At 57.4% G+C, this 16,034-nt stretch carries 15 protein-coding genes; 11 read left to right on the plus strand and 4 right to left on the minus strand.

Annotated features, from left to right (window positions below; genetic code table 11):
- Positions 1-111: 111 nt before the first annotated feature.
- The 6 genes from BEN48_RS06170 (at position 112) to BEN48_RS06195 (ending at position 6,368) form a co-directional block, all read left to right on the plus strand.
- Positions 112-1,212 (plus strand): ATP-grasp domain-containing protein, encoded by a 1,101-nt coding sequence (locus BEN48_RS06170; protein ID WP_070733735.1) that lies wholly within the window; start codon positions 112-114, stop codon positions 1,210-1,212.
- Between the two features lie 93 nt (positions 1,213-1,305).
- A complete protein-coding gene (locus BEN48_RS06175) occupies positions 1,306-2,403 on the plus strand; it encodes a carboxylate-amine ligase (RefSeq protein WP_070733749.1) in 1,098 nt (365 codons plus the stop codon).
- A 122-nt stretch (positions 2,404-2,525) separates the two neighbouring features.
- Positions 2,526-3,350: a type 1 glutamine amidotransferase gene (locus tag BEN48_RS06180; RefSeq protein WP_070733736.1), complete on the plus strand. Its 825-nt coding sequence runs from the start codon at positions 2,526-2,528 to the stop codon at positions 3,348-3,350.
- Between the two features lie 33 nt (positions 3,351-3,383).
- Positions 3,384-4,586 (plus strand): hypothetical protein, encoded by a 1,203-nt coding sequence (locus BEN48_RS06185; RefSeq protein WP_070733737.1) that lies wholly within the window; start codon positions 3,384-3,386, stop codon positions 4,584-4,586.
- A gap of 58 nt (positions 4,587-4,644) precedes the next feature.
- Positions 4,645-5,172 carry a YkvA family protein gene (locus tag BEN48_RS20160; RefSeq protein WP_070733738.1) on the plus strand — a complete coding sequence of 176 codons (528 nt, stop codon included), beginning with the start codon at positions 4,645-4,647 and terminating at the stop codon, positions 5,170-5,172.
- A gap of 386 nt (positions 5,173-5,558) precedes the next feature.
- The gene (locus tag BEN48_RS06195; protein WP_158010112.1) at positions 5,559-6,368 is read left to right on the plus strand and encodes a DUF1571 domain-containing protein; all 810 of its coding nucleotides are present in this window, start codon (positions 5,559-5,561) and stop codon (positions 6,366-6,368) included.
- An 87-nt stretch (positions 6,369-6,455) separates the two neighbouring features.
- Here the strand turns inward: BEN48_RS06195 and BEN48_RS06200 are convergent, their stop codons facing one another.
- Positions 6,456-7,328 (minus strand): SDR family oxidoreductase, encoded by an 873-nt coding sequence (locus BEN48_RS06200; RefSeq protein ID WP_070733740.1) that lies wholly within the window; start codon positions 7,326-7,328, stop codon positions 6,456-6,458.
- Positions 7,329-7,513: 185 nt separating this feature from the next.
- Here BEN48_RS06200 and BEN48_RS06205 point away from each other — a divergent pair, with 185 nt between their 5' ends.
- From BEN48_RS06205 to BEN48_RS06215, 3 genes are all read left to right on the plus strand, one after another.
- On the plus strand, positions 7,514-8,392 hold the full coding sequence (locus BEN48_RS06205) for a Rossmann-fold NAD(P)-binding domain-containing protein (protein WP_070733741.1): 879 nt from the start codon (positions 7,514-7,516) through the stop codon (positions 8,390-8,392).
- Between the two features lie 39 nt (positions 8,393-8,431).
- Positions 8,432-9,706, plus strand: coding sequence for a BaiN/RdsA family NAD(P)/FAD-dependent oxidoreductase (locus BEN48_RS06210; protein WP_241502193.1), 1,275 nt, complete (start codon positions 8,432-8,434; stop codon positions 9,704-9,706).
- A gap of 63 nt (positions 9,707-9,769) precedes the next feature.
- Positions 9,770-10,216 (plus strand): PA2169 family four-helix-bundle protein, encoded by a 447-nt coding sequence (locus tag BEN48_RS06215; RefSeq protein ID WP_070733742.1) that lies wholly within the window; start codon positions 9,770-9,772, stop codon positions 10,214-10,216.
- Between the two features lie 135 nt (positions 10,217-10,351).
- Here the strand turns inward: BEN48_RS06215 and BEN48_RS06220 are convergent, their stop codons facing one another.
- A complete protein-coding gene (locus tag BEN48_RS06220; protein ID WP_083320811.1) occupies positions 10,352-12,382 on the minus strand; it encodes a DEAD/DEAH box helicase in 2,031 nt (676 codons plus the stop codon).
- A gap of 438 nt (positions 12,383-12,820) precedes the next feature.
- A complete protein-coding gene (locus tag BEN48_RS06225; protein ID WP_035564390.1) occupies positions 12,821-13,015 on the minus strand; it encodes a cold-shock protein in 195 nt (64 codons plus the stop codon).
- 158 nt (positions 13,016-13,173) lie between these two features.
- Here BEN48_RS06225 and BEN48_RS06230 point away from each other — a divergent pair, with 158 nt between their 5' ends.
- On the plus strand, positions 13,174-13,581 hold the full coding sequence (locus BEN48_RS06230) for an acyl-CoA thioesterase (protein ID WP_070733743.1): 408 nt from the start codon (positions 13,174-13,176) through the stop codon (positions 13,579-13,581).
- A gap of 4 nt (positions 13,582-13,585) precedes the next feature.
- Here BEN48_RS06230 and BEN48_RS18670 read toward each other — a convergent pair whose 3' ends face one another.
- On the minus strand, positions 13,586-14,254 hold the full coding sequence (locus BEN48_RS18670; protein WP_070733744.1) for a hypothetical protein: 669 nt from the start codon (positions 14,252-14,254) through the stop codon (positions 13,586-13,588).
- Positions 14,255-14,299: 45 nt separating this feature from the next.
- Here BEN48_RS18670 and BEN48_RS06240 point away from each other — a divergent pair, with 45 nt between their 5' ends.
- Positions 14,300-15,961 carry a UvrD-helicase domain-containing protein gene (locus BEN48_RS06240; protein WP_070733745.1) on the plus strand — a complete coding sequence of 554 codons (1,662 nt, stop codon included), beginning with the start codon at positions 14,300-14,302 and terminating at the stop codon, positions 15,959-15,961.
- Positions 15,962-16,034 lie beyond the last annotated feature (73 nt).

Consider the following 16,034-nt stretch of genomic DNA (forward strand, 5'->3'; position numbering starts at 1 on the left):
CCATGCTGTGCACACCGGAGCCAGAGCCACACCGTGCCGGCTTCTAACCAGAATGCGGCTGCCTTTTCCTCCACTCATTCATCCTCTTACCACACCCAAGCACCCTTTGCAATGAAAAAAATCGGCATTCTTTTCGGACAGGAAAACACCTTCCCCCAGGCATTTATCGACCGCATCAACCAGAAAGCCCCGGAGGGCATTATGGCGGAGTTTGTGAAAATAGACCAGGTAGAGCAGCACGTGGACTCTGACTACGCAGTTATCGTGGACCGGATTTCGCAGGACGTTCCGTTTTACCGCGCTTACCTCAAAAACGCGGCCCTCATGGGCACGGCCGTCATCAACAACCCGTTTTGGTGGTCGGCTGATGAAAAATTCTTTAATAATGCCCTGGCCGTGCGCCTTGGCGTGCCCGTGCCCAAAACCCTGCTGCTCCCCAGCAAAGAGCGGCCTGCGGATACGTCCGAGCGCAGCTTTCGCAACCTGTCGATGATGGACTGGGAGGCGGCTTTCCAGCACATCGGTTTCCCGGCCTACATGAAGCCCCACTCGGGTGGCGGCTGGAAAAGCGTATACAAGCTGCATTCGCCCGACGATTTTTACCGCGCCTATGCCGAAACCGGCCAGCTGGTGATGCTTTTCCAGGAGTCCATCGACTTCACGGACTATTTCCGCTGCTACTGCATTGGCGGCACCGAGGTGCTCATCATGCCCTACGAGCCCCGCAACGAGCCGCACCTGCGCTACGCCACCGAGATGAAAACGACCGGCGAGGCCGGCGAAAAGCTACTCGCCACCATGAAGGACTACGTGCTGAAGCTCAACGAAGGCCTGGGCTATGACTTCAACACGGTTGAATTTGCAGTTCGCGACGGTATTCCCATTGCCATTGACTTCGGCAACCCCGCGCCCGATGCCGACATCAACTCGGTGGGTGAGCAGAACTTTGAATGGGTGGTGGAAGCCGCGGCCAACATGGCCATTGCGCGCGCCCAGGCCCATAAACCCGGCCAGGACAACCTCACCTGGGGCACGTTTGTGCACCCCCACCGCGCCGCCGCACACGACACCCACTTCACGGTAGCAAAACCAGCTTCCGGCAAGAAGCCTGCTGCCAAAGCTGCCCCCAAAGCCACTCCCAAGGCGGCCGCCGCAGCCGCCGCACCCAAAGCAACCGCTGCCAAAAAGCCCAAAGCTGACAAGGCCGGGTAACAGCACCTGAACGCTTGGTGGTCCGGTGCGTGGGCTCGCGCGCCGGACCTTAGGCTTATTATTTTTCTCACTCAGCTCACTCCGTCCATGGCCATGCCCGCGTTTACCCTCGGCATCGAGGAAGAATTTCAGACCATTGACCCCGAAACCCGGGAACTCCGCTCCCACCTGTCGCAAATAGTGGAGGGCGGCCGCATGACCCTGCGCGAGCAGGTGAAGGCCGAAATGCACCAGGCGGTGGTGGAAGTGGGCACCAATATTTGCCACAATATTGAGGAGGCCCGCACCGAGGTGTTCCACCTGCGCCGCCAGGTGATGGAGCTGGCCGACAAGCAGGACCTAAAAATTGGGGCCGCTGGCACGCACCCGTTTTCCCGGTGGCAAGACCAGCCCATCACGCCCGACGTGCGCTACGACAAAATTGTGGAGGAACTGCAGGAAGCTGCCCGCTCCAACCTGGTTTTTGGCATGCACGTGCACGTGGGCATCGAAAACCGGGAGATTGGCGTGTACATGATGAACACGCTGCGCTATTTCCTGCCGCACTTGTTTGCCCTCAGCACCAACTCTCCTTTCTGGGAAGGCCGCCAAACGGGTTATAAGTCGTTTCGCACTAAGGTATTTGAGCGGTTTCCGCGCACGGGCATTCCGGGCTACTTCCACAGCGCCAGCGACTACGACGAGTTTTTGCAGCTGCTCATCAAGACCGGCTGCATCGACAACGGCAAGAAAATATGGTGGGACATTCGCCTCCACCCGTTCTTCGACACCATTGAATACCGAATTTGCGACATGATGATGCGGGCCGACGAAACCATAGCCGTGGCGGCCGTGATGCAGGCGTTGGTGGCCAAAATCTACAAGCTCAAGTCCCAGAACCTGAATTTTCGCGTTTATCGCAGTGCTCTTATTAAAGAGAACAAGTGGCGCGCCGCCCGTTACGGGCTCGACGGCAACATGATTGACTTCGGCAAACAGGAGGAAATACCCACGCGCCAGCTGATTTTGGAGCTGCTGGACTTTATAGACGACGTGGTGGACGACTTAGGTAGCCGCCACGAGGTAGAATACGTATTGAAGATGATGGAAATGGGTACCGGCGCCGACCGCCAGCTCCGGGTGTTCCGCGAAACCGGTGACCTGAGCAAGGTAGTCGACTACATTCTCGCTGAAACGGCCCACGGCCTGTAAATAAATTACCTTTGTGCAGGCAACGCCCGCCCTCCGGTTGGCGTTGCCTTTTTTTTGCCTGGGCTACTGCTTAGCTTTTATTATTTGCCGGCTTGGCCGGCTGTTACCCCTGTTGCTTTATTATGGATACTATTCGCATTGCCATTCTGGATATGTACAACAACGCGCCGAACGAAGGCATGCGCTGCATTCGGCAGCTGCTGGCCCGTGGCGCGGCCGAAAATGGCCTGCATTTTCAGGTAGACACCTTTAACGTACGGGCCGAAAACGCCCTGCCCGACCTGGGGTATGACCTTTATATTTCGAGCGGCGGGCCCGGCAGCCCCCTGGCCTCCGATGAAGCCTGGGAGCCGCTTTACTTCGCGTTCATCGATTCGCTGCTGGACCACAACCGCACTTCTGACCAGAAAAAGCACCTGCTGCTCATCTGCCATTCCTTTCAGTTGGTGAGCCGGCACCTGGGCGTGGGCGAAATCAGCCGGCGCAAGTCCACTTCGTTCGGCGTGCTGCCGGTGCACCTCACCCCGGCCGGCCGCCACGAACCCGTGCTGCAGGGCCTCGAGGACCCCTTCTTTATTGTGGATTCGCGGGATTACCAGCTTACTCAGCTCAATGAAGCCCGGCTGGAAGAGTTGGGCGCCGAGGTGTTGTGCTTAGAGAAAGAACGCCCCCACGTGCCTTTGGAACGTGCCGTAATGGCCATTCGCTTTACGCCGGAAGTTTTCGGCTCGCAGTTCCATCCCGAAGCCGACGGAGAAGGCATGCTCCGCTACATGCTCACCGACGAGCGCAAGCAGCAGGTGGTAACCACTTATGGAACTGATAAATACGAGGAGATGGTGCACCTGCTCGCCGACCCCGAAACCATCGAACGGACCGAATCGGTCATCGTACCCACCTTTTTGCGACGTGCCCTGGCCCAGCTGGGGCAGCTCACGGCTGCTTAAGTACCGCCCGCGCGGCCACCAATCCTTCGCGTTATGATTCCGGAACACCGCCATAAGTTCAACGCCGCGTTTAGCCCGGCTACTTACCAGGCCATGCTGGCCGACATTGACCAGCAATTGCCGGGACAGCTTGATTTCCGGGTGGCGGAAACGCCGGTTTTTGTGCCCACCGGGTTGCGCGATAAGCTAATTGCGGCCGGCAAAAGCATCATCAGCGTAATTGAGCGGCCCGATTTCAAGGAATTGACCGAAGGAGCCATTCCCCCGCACCAGCGTGTGCCCAACGAAGACGACCGGCCCGAATTTCTCACCTTCGATTTTGCCGTTTGCCGCGATACGAACGGCGAGTTGGAACCGCAATTAATCGAAATGCAGGGATTTCCGTCCCTGTACGCCTTTCAATCCTGGCTGCCCGGCGTATTTCGCCAGTATTACCCCATTTCCGACGCAGTCAGCCCGTTTATCGAGGTTGCTGATTTCGAGTCGTATCAGGAGCAGATGCGCCAGTTTATTCTGGCCGGCGAACCAGCTGAGCAGGTAATATTATTGGAGTTGTTTCCAGATAAGCAGAAGACGCGAATTGATTTCTTTTTATCTAATAAATTATGGGGTGTTAAAGCCGTCTGTATCACGCAAGTGCAGCGTATCGGGCGGGAATTATTTTACGAGAATAATGGTGAATTAATTAAAATAAAACGCATTTATAACCGTGTTATTTTCGATGAATTAGCCCGGCACCCCGAGCTTGATTTATCCTTTAATTTAACGCAGGATGTTGACGTGACCTGGGTGGGTCACCCCAACTGGTTTTTTCGCATTAGCAAGTACACCCTGCCCTTGTTGCAAGGCCCTTTTGTACCGCCCAGTCACTTTTTGTCGGCGCTCACCACCTACCCCGATGACCTGCACAATTACGTGCTCAAGCCCTTGTTTTCCTTTGCCGGGGCCGGTGTGCGCCTGCACGTAACCGCCGATGAGCTTGCTTCATTGCCAGACAAGCAGAACTATCTATTGCAACGCAAAGTAGTGTACGAGCCCGTGGTACAATCGCCCGATGGCCTGGTAAAGAGCGAGATTCGCCTGCTCTACATCTGGCCCAAAGGTGTGGCCCGGCCCCAACTCCTCACGGGCTTGTGCCGGCTGAGCCGCGGCGAGATGATTGGCGTGGACTTCAATAAAGACAAGGACTGGGTGGGCGGCACCACGCCTTTTTTCGAGCGGAAGGCCGCAAGCTAAACAACGCGAAGGATTCGTTGCGCGTAATGCGGAGCTGACTCAACTCCATTTCCTCTCCATGTCTTCATTCACCGACAAAGGCCTTAAAATTTCTAAAAACGTTCTGTTCAACGTTTTCTTAGGCCGCGCTACCAAGCTGCTGGGCACCCCTTTTAAAGTAGTTACCATCCTCAACGAGGCCGCTGACAAGCTGGCGGAAAAGGGCAACACCACCAATAAGTTTCGGCAGCTTTTCGACGTTGCCCTCACCCTCGTGCGCATGGTGCGCAGTTTTATCAGCGGCCAATACCGCGAGATATCTAAAAGCACTGTAGCAACGGGCCTCGCAGTACTGCTTTACGTGCTGTCGCCCATCGACCTCGTCCCCGATTTTATTCCCGTAGTAGGCTTTCTGGATGACCTGAGCTTAATTGGTTGGTTTATGGGGCGTTTCTCTACGGAAATATCCCGCTTCCGGGACTGGGAAGACGCCGGCCGGGGCCAGTCCGCCATCGAGCGCGCAGCTCCCGCCCGGCCCGATGAAGCCGCCCTCCCCGCCATGGGCGACGCCGCGCAGCCCAGCGTTGCAGAGCTGGGCCATTCATAGAGAGCCCTGCAGCAAGGACGGACTTGGGTGGCGGCAGCCCTAATTCATTGTGCACGGAAATCACTGTATTTGCAGACATTGCCGGGCTACCTGTGCTCCGCCATGGTGCTTTTCAAATGCTACTCAAACGGCTTTCATACCCATTCAGCAGTGCACTGCAGGCGGCTATACGGCCGATTGACCTGTACCCGTTTTTTCATGGCGTGGAAATTGATTAGCTGATTATTTTTGAGCGTCTGGCTGCAGATTTCACTTTACTGGTGTGGAATAACCAACTATTGCAGCCGATAATTTAATCTGCTTAATTTCCTTCTGCCTCCCTGTCTATGCTGGTTTTATTTCCCTTTACTGCAAGTCTATTTCGCGTAGTATTTCCGCTTGGGGCCTTGGCGTTAGCCGATGCTCCGGCTCCCGCACCGCCTACCCTCTCCACCGAACAGCTCACCACCCGCCTCAGCAGCGCCATCGAAAACCTGAAAACGTTGCGCTGCAACGTGAAAGCGCAGGAACGTATCGGCACTGGTATCAACCGGGCCCAAAGCATGATGAAAATCAGCTACAAGCCGTTGCGGATTTACATTAAAAACCAAAAAGGAGTTGAAGTGCTGTGGGTGAGCGGGCAGAACGGGGGCGACGCGTGGGTGTATCCTGCCTCCTTTCCCTACATTACCATCAGCCTGGACCCCAACGGCAAGCTGATGCGGGGCAACCAGCACCACACCGCGCTTCAGGCCGGCTTTGGCACCATTTCCGACTTGCTGAGCACCACCGGCCTGCGTCAGAACGATAACTTCAGCCGCTCCTTCCGCTACACCGGCGACACCACCATCCTCGGCCGCACCAGCCACGTGTTGCGCTCCGACTATCCGCAATTCCGTTACGTGAGCTACAAAGCCGGCAAAAACGAAACCATTGCCACCGTGGCCGACCGGTTTGGCTGCGGCGAATACCGCGTTATTGAGCGCAATGGCCTCACCATCGGCGAGAAGATTCCCGAAGGCAAAGTACTGCAAGTGCCCAATGCCTACGGCCGCCGCACCACCGTCTGCGTCGACCCTAAAACGTATTTACCCACCATGGTACAGGTGAACGACGACAAAGGGTTATTCGAAAAATTTGAGTTTTCGGACGTTGTAGTAAACCAGTCTATCCCGCTGGAGGAATTCAGCAAAGAGTACAAAGGCTACAAGTTTTGATTTAGCCGCAATACTAGAAAGGGGCCACTTGTACCGAACAAGTGGCCCCTTTCTAGTATTGCGCTAATTGCAATTACTACGCTCCCCTTACCGGCGCATGGTTTTCTCTATCTGGTCCCACATCTCGGGCGTGAGCATTTCCAGCTTGTTGAATTCGCCGGCCCCGTTGAGCCACTCGCCGCCGTCGATGGTGACCACTTCGCCGTTGACATAGGCCGAGAAATCAGAAATCAGATACGCGGCCAGGTTGGCCAGTTCCTGGTACTGGCCTACGCGCTTGAGCGGCACGCTGGCGGCGGGGTCGAGCTTGCTGGCCAATGGCTCCGGGAATAGCCGGCTCCACGCGCCCTCGGTTGGAAAAGGGCCGGGAGCAATGGCGTTCGAGCGAATGCCGTACTTGGCCCACTCCACTGCCAGCGAACGGGTAATGGCCAGTACCCCCGCTTTTGCCGCCGCTGAGGGCACCACGTAAGCAGAGCCCACCGAGGCATACGTAGTAACGATGTTGAGAATGGTACCGGGTTTTTTGTCGGCAATCCAGCGCTTGCCCACGGCCAGGGTGCAGTTGTAGGAGCCGCGCAGCACAATGTCCACTATCACATCAAACGCCTTGTGCGAGAGCCGCTCCGTGGGGCTGATGAAGTTGCCCGCCGCGTTGTTCAGCAGCACGTCCACGCCGCCAAACTCCTCAATGGTGCGCTCCAGCATGGCTTCTACCTGGTCGTATTTTCGCACGTCGCAGGCAATGGCCAGCACCTTGCCGCCGGTTTGCTGCCGGAGCTCCTCGGCTGTGTTCTCCAACACCTCCAGCTTGCGGCTGGTAATGGTCACGTTGGCACCTAACTCGAGAAAATAGGTGGTCATGGCCCGGCCCAGACCGGTGCCGCCACCAGTAACGATGACCGTTTTGCCAGCCAGGGCGTTGTCGCGTAGCATGGGTTGCGTGTAGGGATTGTTCATGCGGAAAAACAGGTGTGGAGTGGAAAAAAGCGGCTTGGCCCGCTGGTCGAAGGTACAAGCCCGCCGGTGCGCAATTCAACCAAGCCCGTCTATAAATGGACATAAATAGCTCAGCCCTGAATATAGTATTACCCATTTTATTCGCACCTTCGTGCTCTTAAACTGTACAAACGCATATTTTTTCTATGACCAGTTCCGTTTCCGCTAGTTCTGCGGGCACTGCGTCGGGCGCCTCCTCCCCCACTGTGTTAGTGCTCGGGTGCGGGTGGTTGGGCATGGCCTTGGCGCGCTCGCTCGCTGCCTCCGGGCACCCGGTACTGGGCACCACCACCACGCCCGGCCTCCTGCCCACCATGGAAGCCGCGGGCATTACGCCGTATTTGTTGCAATTGGGCACCGATTTCGGCGCTTCCGCCGAAGCCCTGCTCCTGCAATTGCTGCAGCAAGCCGATGTACTCGTTCTGAACGTCCCGCCCCGCGCGGCCTCGGCGGGCACCTACCCCGCCCTGCTGCGGCCCGTGCACCGGGCGGTGGCGGCGGCAGGCACCAAGCACGTGCTGTTTGTGAGCTCCACCAGCGTGTACCCCGATGAAGCGCGCGTGATGCGCGAAGGCGATGCGATGAGCACCCGCGACGCGGCCTCCGACGTGCTCCGCGCCGAGGGCCACTTTGTGCCCCGCTACGGGCAGTGGAAAAGCACGGTGGTGCGGCTGGGAGGCCTCATCGGGCCCGACCGGGCGCCCGGCCGCTTCCTGGCCGGCCGCCGCGACCTGGCCAACGGCAATGCGCCCGTCAACCTGCTGCACCTCACCGATGCCGTGGGGGTGCTCTCGGGCATCATCAAACACGAGGCCTGGGGGCACACCTTTAACGTGTGCGCGGCCCAGCACCCGCTGCGGCGGGTGTTTTACCCCAGCGCCGCCGCCTATCTGCAGCTGGAAGCGCCCACGTTTAAGGAAGAAAAAGGGGTGAGCGGCAAAATTATTGACAGCGAGCTAGTCCGCCGCATGGTGCCCTACCAATTCCAGCACGACGACGTGCTGGCGGCCCTGGCCTCCTGCTAGCCCGGCCGGCAGCCCGCCGTCCTGCTGTACCTTTGCACCGTGAAAATTGATGCTGCTCAACCCCTCGTGGCCGTGCTCGGCGGCGGGGCGGCTGGTTTTTTTGGGGCCATTGCCTGCGCCGAAGCCAACCCCGCGCTTCAGGTGGTACTACTTGAAAAAACGGGCAAATTCCTCGGCAAAGTGCGCATTTCGGGTGGCGGGCGCTGCAACGTGACGCACGCCTGCGACACGGCCGCCCAGCTGGTGGCGCACTACCCCCGCGGCAGCAAGCAGCTCAAGGCCGCGTTCCAGCAGTTTGGCGTGGCCGATACCATTGCCTGGTTTGCCAGTCGGGGCGTGCAGCTCAAGACCGAGGCCGACGGCCGCATGTTTCCCAGCACCGACTCCAGCGAAACCATTGCGCAAGCCCTGGAAGAAGCCGCGCGGCGGGCCGGTGTACGCCTGTTGCCCAATGTGGGGGTCGACGAAGTTCAGGCCACCTCCACCGGAGGCTTCACCCTGCAGCTCAGCGGCGCGGGCACGGCCCGGCACGGCCGCACGCTGCACGCCACGCGCCTGCTTATTGCCACCGGCGGCAACCCCAAAAGCGCCAACTACGACTGGCTGCGCGCCCTGGGCCACACCGTGGCCGAACCCGTGCCGTCGCTCTTCACCTTCAACGTGCCCAACTCCCCCCTCAGCGAGCTGATGGGCGTGAGCGTACCCCAGGCCCGGGTGGTGCTGGCCGGCGAAAAGCTGCAGTACGAAGGCCCGCTGCTGGTTACGCACTGGGGCGTGAGCGGCCCGGCGGTGCTCAAGCTCTCGGCCTGGGGTGCCCGGCGGCTGAATGAATTGGGCTACGTGGGCACGGCCCTGGTGAACTGGATTCCCACGTTTACGGAAGAAACCCTGCGCGCCTGGCTGCAGCAGTTTCGCCAGGAAAACGGCAAGAAAACCGTGGCCGCCAATCCGCAATTCGGCTTGCCGCAGCGCCTGTGGCGCAGCCTCACCGAGCAGGCCGGCGTGGCCCCCGACACCCGCTGGAGCGACTTGCCGGCCAAAACCCAGAACCGCCTGCTGGAACTCCTGCTGCGGTATCCGCTGGCCGTGCGCGGCAAAACCACCTACAAAGACGAGTTCGTGACCTGCGGCGGCATTTCGCTCGAAGAGGTTGATCTGAAAACCATGGGCAGCCGCCGCGTGCCGGGGCTGCATTTTGCGGGCGAAGTCCTCGACATCGACGGCATTACCGGCGGCTTCAACTTCCAGGCGGCCTGGACCACGGGCTATTTGGCTGGACAGGCGCTGGCCGCGGCACCCACCGCCCGGTTGTAACCTTAGCTGCGGGCAGGGAGTAAAGCAGGGAATAATTTTTCAACTTTACTTACTCCCTTTCCAATGGAAGCCAAAGCAACCCAAACCCTGCTCAACGAATTGGTAGAAACCCTCAAGGATGGCCAAAATGGCTATGCCGACGCCATGACCGACGTGGAGGATGCCAAGCTGAAAGAAACTTTCAAAAAGTACGCGGCCCAGCGTTCGGAATACATCACCGAAATCGAGGACCAGATGTTCAAAATGAACCTCAAGCCCGACGAGAGCGGCTCGGTAGCTGCTACCGTACACCGCGCTTGGATTGACCTGAAAGCCGCTATCACCAGCAAAGACAGCAAGGCCGTACTCAATGAGTGCGAGCGCGGCGAGGACTACGCCGTGAAAGCCTACCAAACCGCCCTGAAGGCCCAGGACCTGCCTTCCGCCGTTAAGTCGGTGATTGAAAAGCAGTACCAGGGCGTGAAAGAAGCCCACGATACCATCAAAGCCCTGCGCGATTCGTCGAAGTAATTCTTCAAATCGACTTTGTACCCAACAAAAAAGCCGCTCTAATTGAGCGCTTTTTTGTTGAATAGCATATTATAATTTCACTTAAACAGTCACTGCTGGGTAATCCAAACGATTTATAGAATAATTATTGGTTGACTATTCGTCGAAGCTCTCATTGCGGGGAGTACGTGGAGCAGGGCGTGTTTCGTACTCACGGGGCGTGCCGTAGCTGGGCTTGTTGCCATAGCTGGGCTTGTCGCCGTAGCTGGCTTTGTTGCCGTAGCTAGGCTTGTTGCCGTAGCCGCTGCCGCCTTCGCGGTTGCCATAAGCTGGCTTGTTGCCGTAGCTGGGGCGGTCGCCGCCATCGCGGTTGCCCTTGTAGCCACCGCCGTAGCCGCTGCCACCTTCGCGGCGCTCGCCTCCACCGTAGCTGCTGCCACCGCGGTTGCCGCCTTTGTAGCCACCACCGTAGCCACCTTCACGACGCTCGCCGCCGCTGAAAGGACGACGCTCGCGGTCGCCGCCGAAACCGCCGGGACCACCGCCGCCGGTGCGGTTGAAGCCTTCTTCTTTGGCTGCGCCTTCCTGCACGGGAGTGGCAATGCTGAAGCTAACCGGCGTGCCCTGGATGCTGGTGCGGCCCAGCTTCTCCACAATTTCATTGGCATACTCTGAGGGCACTTCCACAAAGCTGAACTTGTCGTAGAGGGCGATGTCGCCCACTTTGGCACCGGTCAGGTTGCTCGACTCCGAAATCAGGTCCACGATGTCGCGGGGGTGAATCCGGTCCTTTTTGCCCATGGTCACGAACAAGCGAGTATAGCCGGGGCGCGCCTGGCCGGCGGCCTTGCTGGCGTCGAGGCTCTGCTGCGCGCTCTTGTCTTCTTTCATGGTCATCTTGAGCAGCGCGGCGGCGATGTCGAGCGAAGTAATTTCCTCGCTCTGGTCGAGCAGACGCTGCACGCGGCCCACGTATTTCTCCAAGTTGCCCTTCTCCACGATTTCCTTAATCTGGTTCAGGAACAGCGTGGTTTTCACTTCCGAAACATCGGCAAACGACGGCACCTGCGCCAACTTAATGTCGGCCTTGGTGAAGCGCATGATGTCGCGCAGCTTGTAAATGTCGCGGCCGCTCACAAACGTGAAGGCTCGGCCCGACTTGCCAGCGCGGCCCGTGCGACCGATGCGGTGCACGTAATATTCTTCGTCGGCGGGCAGGTCGTAGTTGAATACGGCTTCCACGTTGTCTACGTCAATGCCGCGGGCGGCTACGTCGGTCGCAACCAATACTTCGATAGTCGACTTGCGGAATTTATCCAGCGTGTTCTGGCGCTGCTGCTGGCCCATGTCGCCGTGCAGGCCTTCGGCGAAGTAGCCTTTGGCTTGCAGGTCCGACACGATTTCGTCCACCATGCGCTTGGTGTTGGCGAAAACGATGGTCGACTTCAGGTTGTACATGTCGAGGATGCGGGTCAGCACGTCCTTTTTCTGGGGGCCGCGCACCTCGAAGTAGCTCTGCTCGATGTTGGTCACCGTCATCGTCTTGTGGTTCACCTTCACTACCTGCGGCTCGCGCTGGTACTTCTTGGTGAGCTCCATGATGGGCTTGCTCATCGTGGCCGAGAAGAACACCGTCTGGCGCTCCTTCGGCATCTTGCTCAGAATGAACTCGATGTCGTCGCGAAAGCCCATGTCGAGCATTTCGTCGGCTTCGTCCAGAATGATTTTAGTGGTGTTCTCCAGCTTCAGGGTGCCACGCTCAATGTGGTCCATGATGCGGCCGGGGGTACCGATAACAATCTGCACGCCGCGCTCCAGGGCGCGGAGCTGCCGGTCGTAAGGGCTGCCGCCGTAGATGGGAACCACCATTAGGCCACGCTTGTACTTGCCCAGCTTCTGGATTTCGCCCGACACCTGCACCGCGAGCTCGCGGGTGGGGCAGAGCACCAATACCTGCACGTCTTTGCTCTCGGTATCGATGTTATCGATGGCGGGAATGGAGAAGGCAGCGGTTTTGCCGGTACCCGTCTGGGCCTGGCCGATAACGTCTTTGCCGGCGAGCAGCACGGGAATAGCAGCAGCCTGAATGGCCGAGGCTTCCTCGTATCCCATCTCGGTGATGGCGCGTTGTACTTCCTCGGAGAGGTTCAATTCGTCGAAACGAACAACAATTTTTTCAGCTTCCATAAATGTGGAAAAAGGTAAAGGGGTAAGAGACTCGCTCCGAAAACAGCCGTACTCAGCGACGTTTCCCCTCCTTCTACCTTGTCACAATCAGGCGGGAAAAACAACCAAAAAACTATGCGGCCAATGCGTTATGCCTCTCTTAGGCTTGCGCGGACTTAGGGCCGTCCTCAAATGCGGGTGCAAAGGTAGGGTTTTTATTTGGAAAAAGCTAACTAAGGAATAAATCAAAACACTATTTGTCATCCTGAGCCTGCGAAGGACCTTATCACCACTGCACGACTATTGAGCGTTTAGTTGCTACAGCATACTATTCCTCAGTCCTCAAAAATCGTTCTTGCCGGATAAGGTCCTTCGCAGGCTCAGGATGACAGACGAATAACCGGGCACAAAAAAAAGCCCGCCAAAGGCGGGCTTTCTTATTACAAAGTCAAGGCAGGACTAAACCAGCGATACTTTAACAGCGTTCGGGCCTTTTTTGCCCTGAGCTACTTCAAATTGAACTTTGTCGTTTTCGCGAATCGAGCTTACTTGCAGGTCGCTGATGTGTACGAAAATGTCTTCGCCAGTTTCGTCGTTTTTGATGAAACCAAAGCCTTTGGTCTCATTAAAGAATTTTACCGTTCCGGTGGGCATGGTGGTTGTGTTGTGGAGTTTCCCTAAGCTTTTGGGCCACCGTGGCTTGGTTTCTTAGGTTGCGTCAAAGATAGGCAGAAAATCCAAATCACCAAGTCGATAGATATTTTTTTCAACGGATGCCGACCTTTGCCCGGTATCCTCCCTACCTATACAGTATGCCCGACGCGCCCGCCCACGCTTTTTCACACGAATTTCAGGTACCCGACAGCGCCATTGATGCGCTGGGCCACGCCAATAACGTGGAATACGTGCGCTGGGTACAGGATGTATCAGGGGCGCACTGGCTCAGCATATGCCCGGAGGAATTTCAGGAAAAAATCATTTGGGTGGTGCGCGAGCACCGGATTCGCTACCTGCAATCGGCTTTTGCGGGCGAGACGCTGCGCGGCACTACCTGGGTGGGAGAATCCAGTGGGGCCACGTCGCTGCGCTACACCCGCCTCACCCGCGCCAGTGATGGCGTGCTGCTGTGCGAGGCCGAAACCACTTGGGTGCTGCTCGACCCGAAGAGCGGCCGGCCTGTGCGCGTGACGGCGGAGATGGTGAGCTGGCTGCTGCCTTAGAAAATTAATCACCGAAAAGCAAAAGCACCTTTTCCGATTCACAGATTCGGTTAACTAAATCCCGAAATGTTTTTACAGTTCCGGTATCCATCCTTTCAACTTTCTTCCATGGCCAGAACAGTTTTTCAAACCAATTAGGATTAGGCCTTTTAACTCGGGTTGTCGAATAGCTTAACTCGTCAAAAACCTTTGTACCTGTCAATAAAACTTCCTCCATCACTGGGCCAAAATATTTGAGCAAATAAGGTTCAACTAATGATGAGGGCCGCATGTCAAATACATTAACCCCATTCCTAAGTAGGTTTTGCTTAATGCCGAGGAACACTGATGCGGTTAGACACTCTTGACCCAATAGCCTCCGCTTGGGGTAGACGTGTCTTGTTGCTCTATATGCTATCATGTTGCATACGTCCATAATTGTTCTGACATCATCAGGCTCGAAGCATACTTGCCACTCACTTTTTAAAACGTCAATTCTGAACTCCTTATTCAGGTAAGCCGACAGCTTTTCCCATCCTAATAAGTCTCTTGCTTCTCTCCATTCCCAAATCAGAGAATTAGGTGTAAGCTCATATGTGGAATCTGCCATGAAGTCCAATGGGCTGCACAATCGATGCTCCTCTTTAAATATCTCAAATATTTCGACCGCAGAGTATCTATCGTTATTTTCCATTTTCTTCTAAAATTTATTGGACGCAAATCCTTCTCTCAAATATACATGCCTGCTTCCTTCCGCATCTACTCCTCTTCCGCTGGCTCCGGCAAGACCTACCAACTAACGAAAGAATACCTGCTGCTGGCGCTGGGGGCCGATGACCCGGCGTACTTTAAGCGGGTGCTGGCCATTACGTTCACCAACGATGCGGCGGGGGAAATGAAGCACCGCATTGTGGATGCGCTGCGGGACTTTGCTTACCCGAAGGTGGGCAAAACAGATGGCCTGCTGGCTGAGGTGGCGGCGGAACTGAAACTGCCCACGGCCGAGGTGCAGCGGCGGGCAGCGGCCACGTTCCGACTGGTGCTGTACCATTATGCCGATTTTGGAGTGAGCACGATTGACTCCTTCGTGCAACGGATTGTGACAGCGTTTACCCGGGAGTTGGGGCTGCCGGCCACGTTTGAGGTGGAGCTGGATACCGATGCGGTGCTGCAAAGCGCCGTGGCGGCGCTGCTGGACAAGGTGAACCGCGACCCTAACAGCAAGCTGCTCTCGCAGACGCTGGCGGAATACGCGCTGGGGCAGGCCGAGGAAGGCAAAAGCTGGAGCCGGCTGCCGGAGGAGCTGGCGGGCTTCGGGCGGGTGCTATTTAATGAGACGGTGCAGGAGGCGGTGGCGCAACTGGGCAAGCTGAGCCTGGCCGATTTCCGGCGGCTGGACAAGCAGATACGGACGCGCCGGGGCGAAATTGAGGCAGCCTTTGCGCAGACGCAGGAGGTGGGCGCGGCCATTCTGGAGCAGGCCGACGTGCGCGTGGACGACCTGTACTATGGCAAAACAGGCATCGGCCAATACGTGCAGAAAGGCGTGGCGCTGCTGCAAGCCGATGGCGGGCCAAACAGCTACGTGCGCAAAACCCTGAACGAGGATAAATGGCACGGCGGAAAAATAAAATCGCCCGCCGACAAGGCCCGCGTGGATGCAGTGCGCGAGCCACTGACGGCCCTAATGGCCACGCTGGATAAAATGCGCACCGAGTATTTGCCGAACTACACGCTGCTCACGGCCATGCAGCCGTACCTGTTTCATGTCTCGCTGCTGAGCGAGTTGAACAAGCTGGTGGAGCAAATCAGCCTGGAGCGCAACGTGGTGCTGATTTCGGAGTTTAACCGGCGCATTGCCAGCATTGTGCTCACCGAGCCGGTTCCGTTTTTGTACGAGCGGTTGGGCGAGCGGTACGAGCACATTCTGATTGACGAATTCCAGGATACCTCGGTGCTGCAATGGAACAACCTGCTGCCGCTGGTGGAAAACACGCTGGCCAACGGGCATTCCAGCCTGGCCGTGGGCGATGCCAAGCAGGCCATTTACCGGTGGCGCGGCGGGGAGATGGAGCAAATTCTGCGGCTGCACCAGGGCAATACGGCCGCGCTGGTAGCACGAGCCCGCGACGAAGAAATGCGCGAGCTGCTGCGGCTGCGCTACGAAACGCTGGACCCCGCTCTGCAGGCCCGGGCCTTGCAGATGAACTACCGGTCGGCGCGGGAGATTGTGGTTTTCAACAACTCGTTTTTCGAGGCGGTGAGTGGGCGGCACGCGGAGCTGGGGCTGGTGAGCGGGATTTATGACGCGCATTTTGGGCAGGAGGTGCCAGATACCGCCCCCGGCGTAACCTCACCCCCTGACCCCCTCTCCAAGCCAGCATTTTTTTTAAGTCCTTAACCTGGTATTCCTTAGGATTAAGACCCTCATCCTGGGCTTTAGCTATAATCTGCTGAAGAGTTTCCACCTGTTC

It is taken from the genome of Hymenobacter glacialis, assembly GCF_001816165.1.
Lineage (GTDB): Bacteria > Bacteroidota > Bacteroidia > Cytophagales > Hymenobacteraceae > Hymenobacter > Hymenobacter glacialis.

Coding starts and splice junctions, on each gene's coding strand:
- BEN48_RS06205 (WP_070733741.1), top strand. CDS start 7,514: ATGACCAGTTCCGTTTCCGCTAGTTCTGCGGGCACTGCGTCGGGCGCC.
- BEN48_RS06225 (WP_035564390.1), bottom strand. CDS start 13,015: ATGCCCACCGGAACGGTAAAATTCTTTAATGAGACCAAAGGCTTTGGT.
- BEN48_RS06200 (WP_070733740.1), bottom strand. CDS start 7,328: ATGAACAATCCCTACACGCAACCCATGCTACGCGACAACGCCCTGGCT.
- BEN48_RS06170 (WP_070733735.1), top strand. CDS start 112: ATGAAAAAAATCGGCATTCTTTTCGGACAGGAAAACACCTTCCCCCAG.
- BEN48_RS06180 (WP_070733736.1), top strand. CDS start 2,526: ATGGATACTATTCGCATTGCCATTCTGGATATGTACAACAACGCGCCG.
- BEN48_RS06230 (WP_070733743.1), top strand. CDS start 13,174: ATGCCCGACGCGCCCGCCCACGCTTTTTCACACGAATTTCAGGTACCC.
- BEN48_RS06240 (WP_070733745.1), top strand. CDS start 14,300: ATGCCTGCTTCCTTCCGCATCTACTCCTCTTCCGCTGGCTCCGGCAAG.
- BEN48_RS06175 (WP_070733749.1), top strand. CDS start 1,306: ATGCCCGCGTTTACCCTCGGCATCGAGGAAGAATTTCAGACCATTGAC.
- BEN48_RS18670 (WP_070733744.1), bottom strand. CDS start 14,254: ATGGAAAATAACGATAGATACTCTGCGGTCGAAATATTTGAGATATTT.
- BEN48_RS06215 (WP_070733742.1), top strand. CDS start 9,770: ATGGAAGCCAAAGCAACCCAAACCCTGCTCAACGAATTGGTAGAAACC.
- BEN48_RS06220 (WP_083320811.1), bottom strand. CDS start 12,382: ATGGAAGCTGAAAAAATTGTTGTTCGTTTCGACGAATTGAACCTCTCC.
- BEN48_RS20160 (WP_070733738.1), top strand. CDS start 4,645: ATGTCTTCATTCACCGACAAAGGCCTTAAAATTTCTAAAAACGTTCTG.
- BEN48_RS06185 (WP_070733737.1), top strand. CDS start 3,384: ATGATTCCGGAACACCGCCATAAGTTCAACGCCGCGTTTAGCCCGGCT.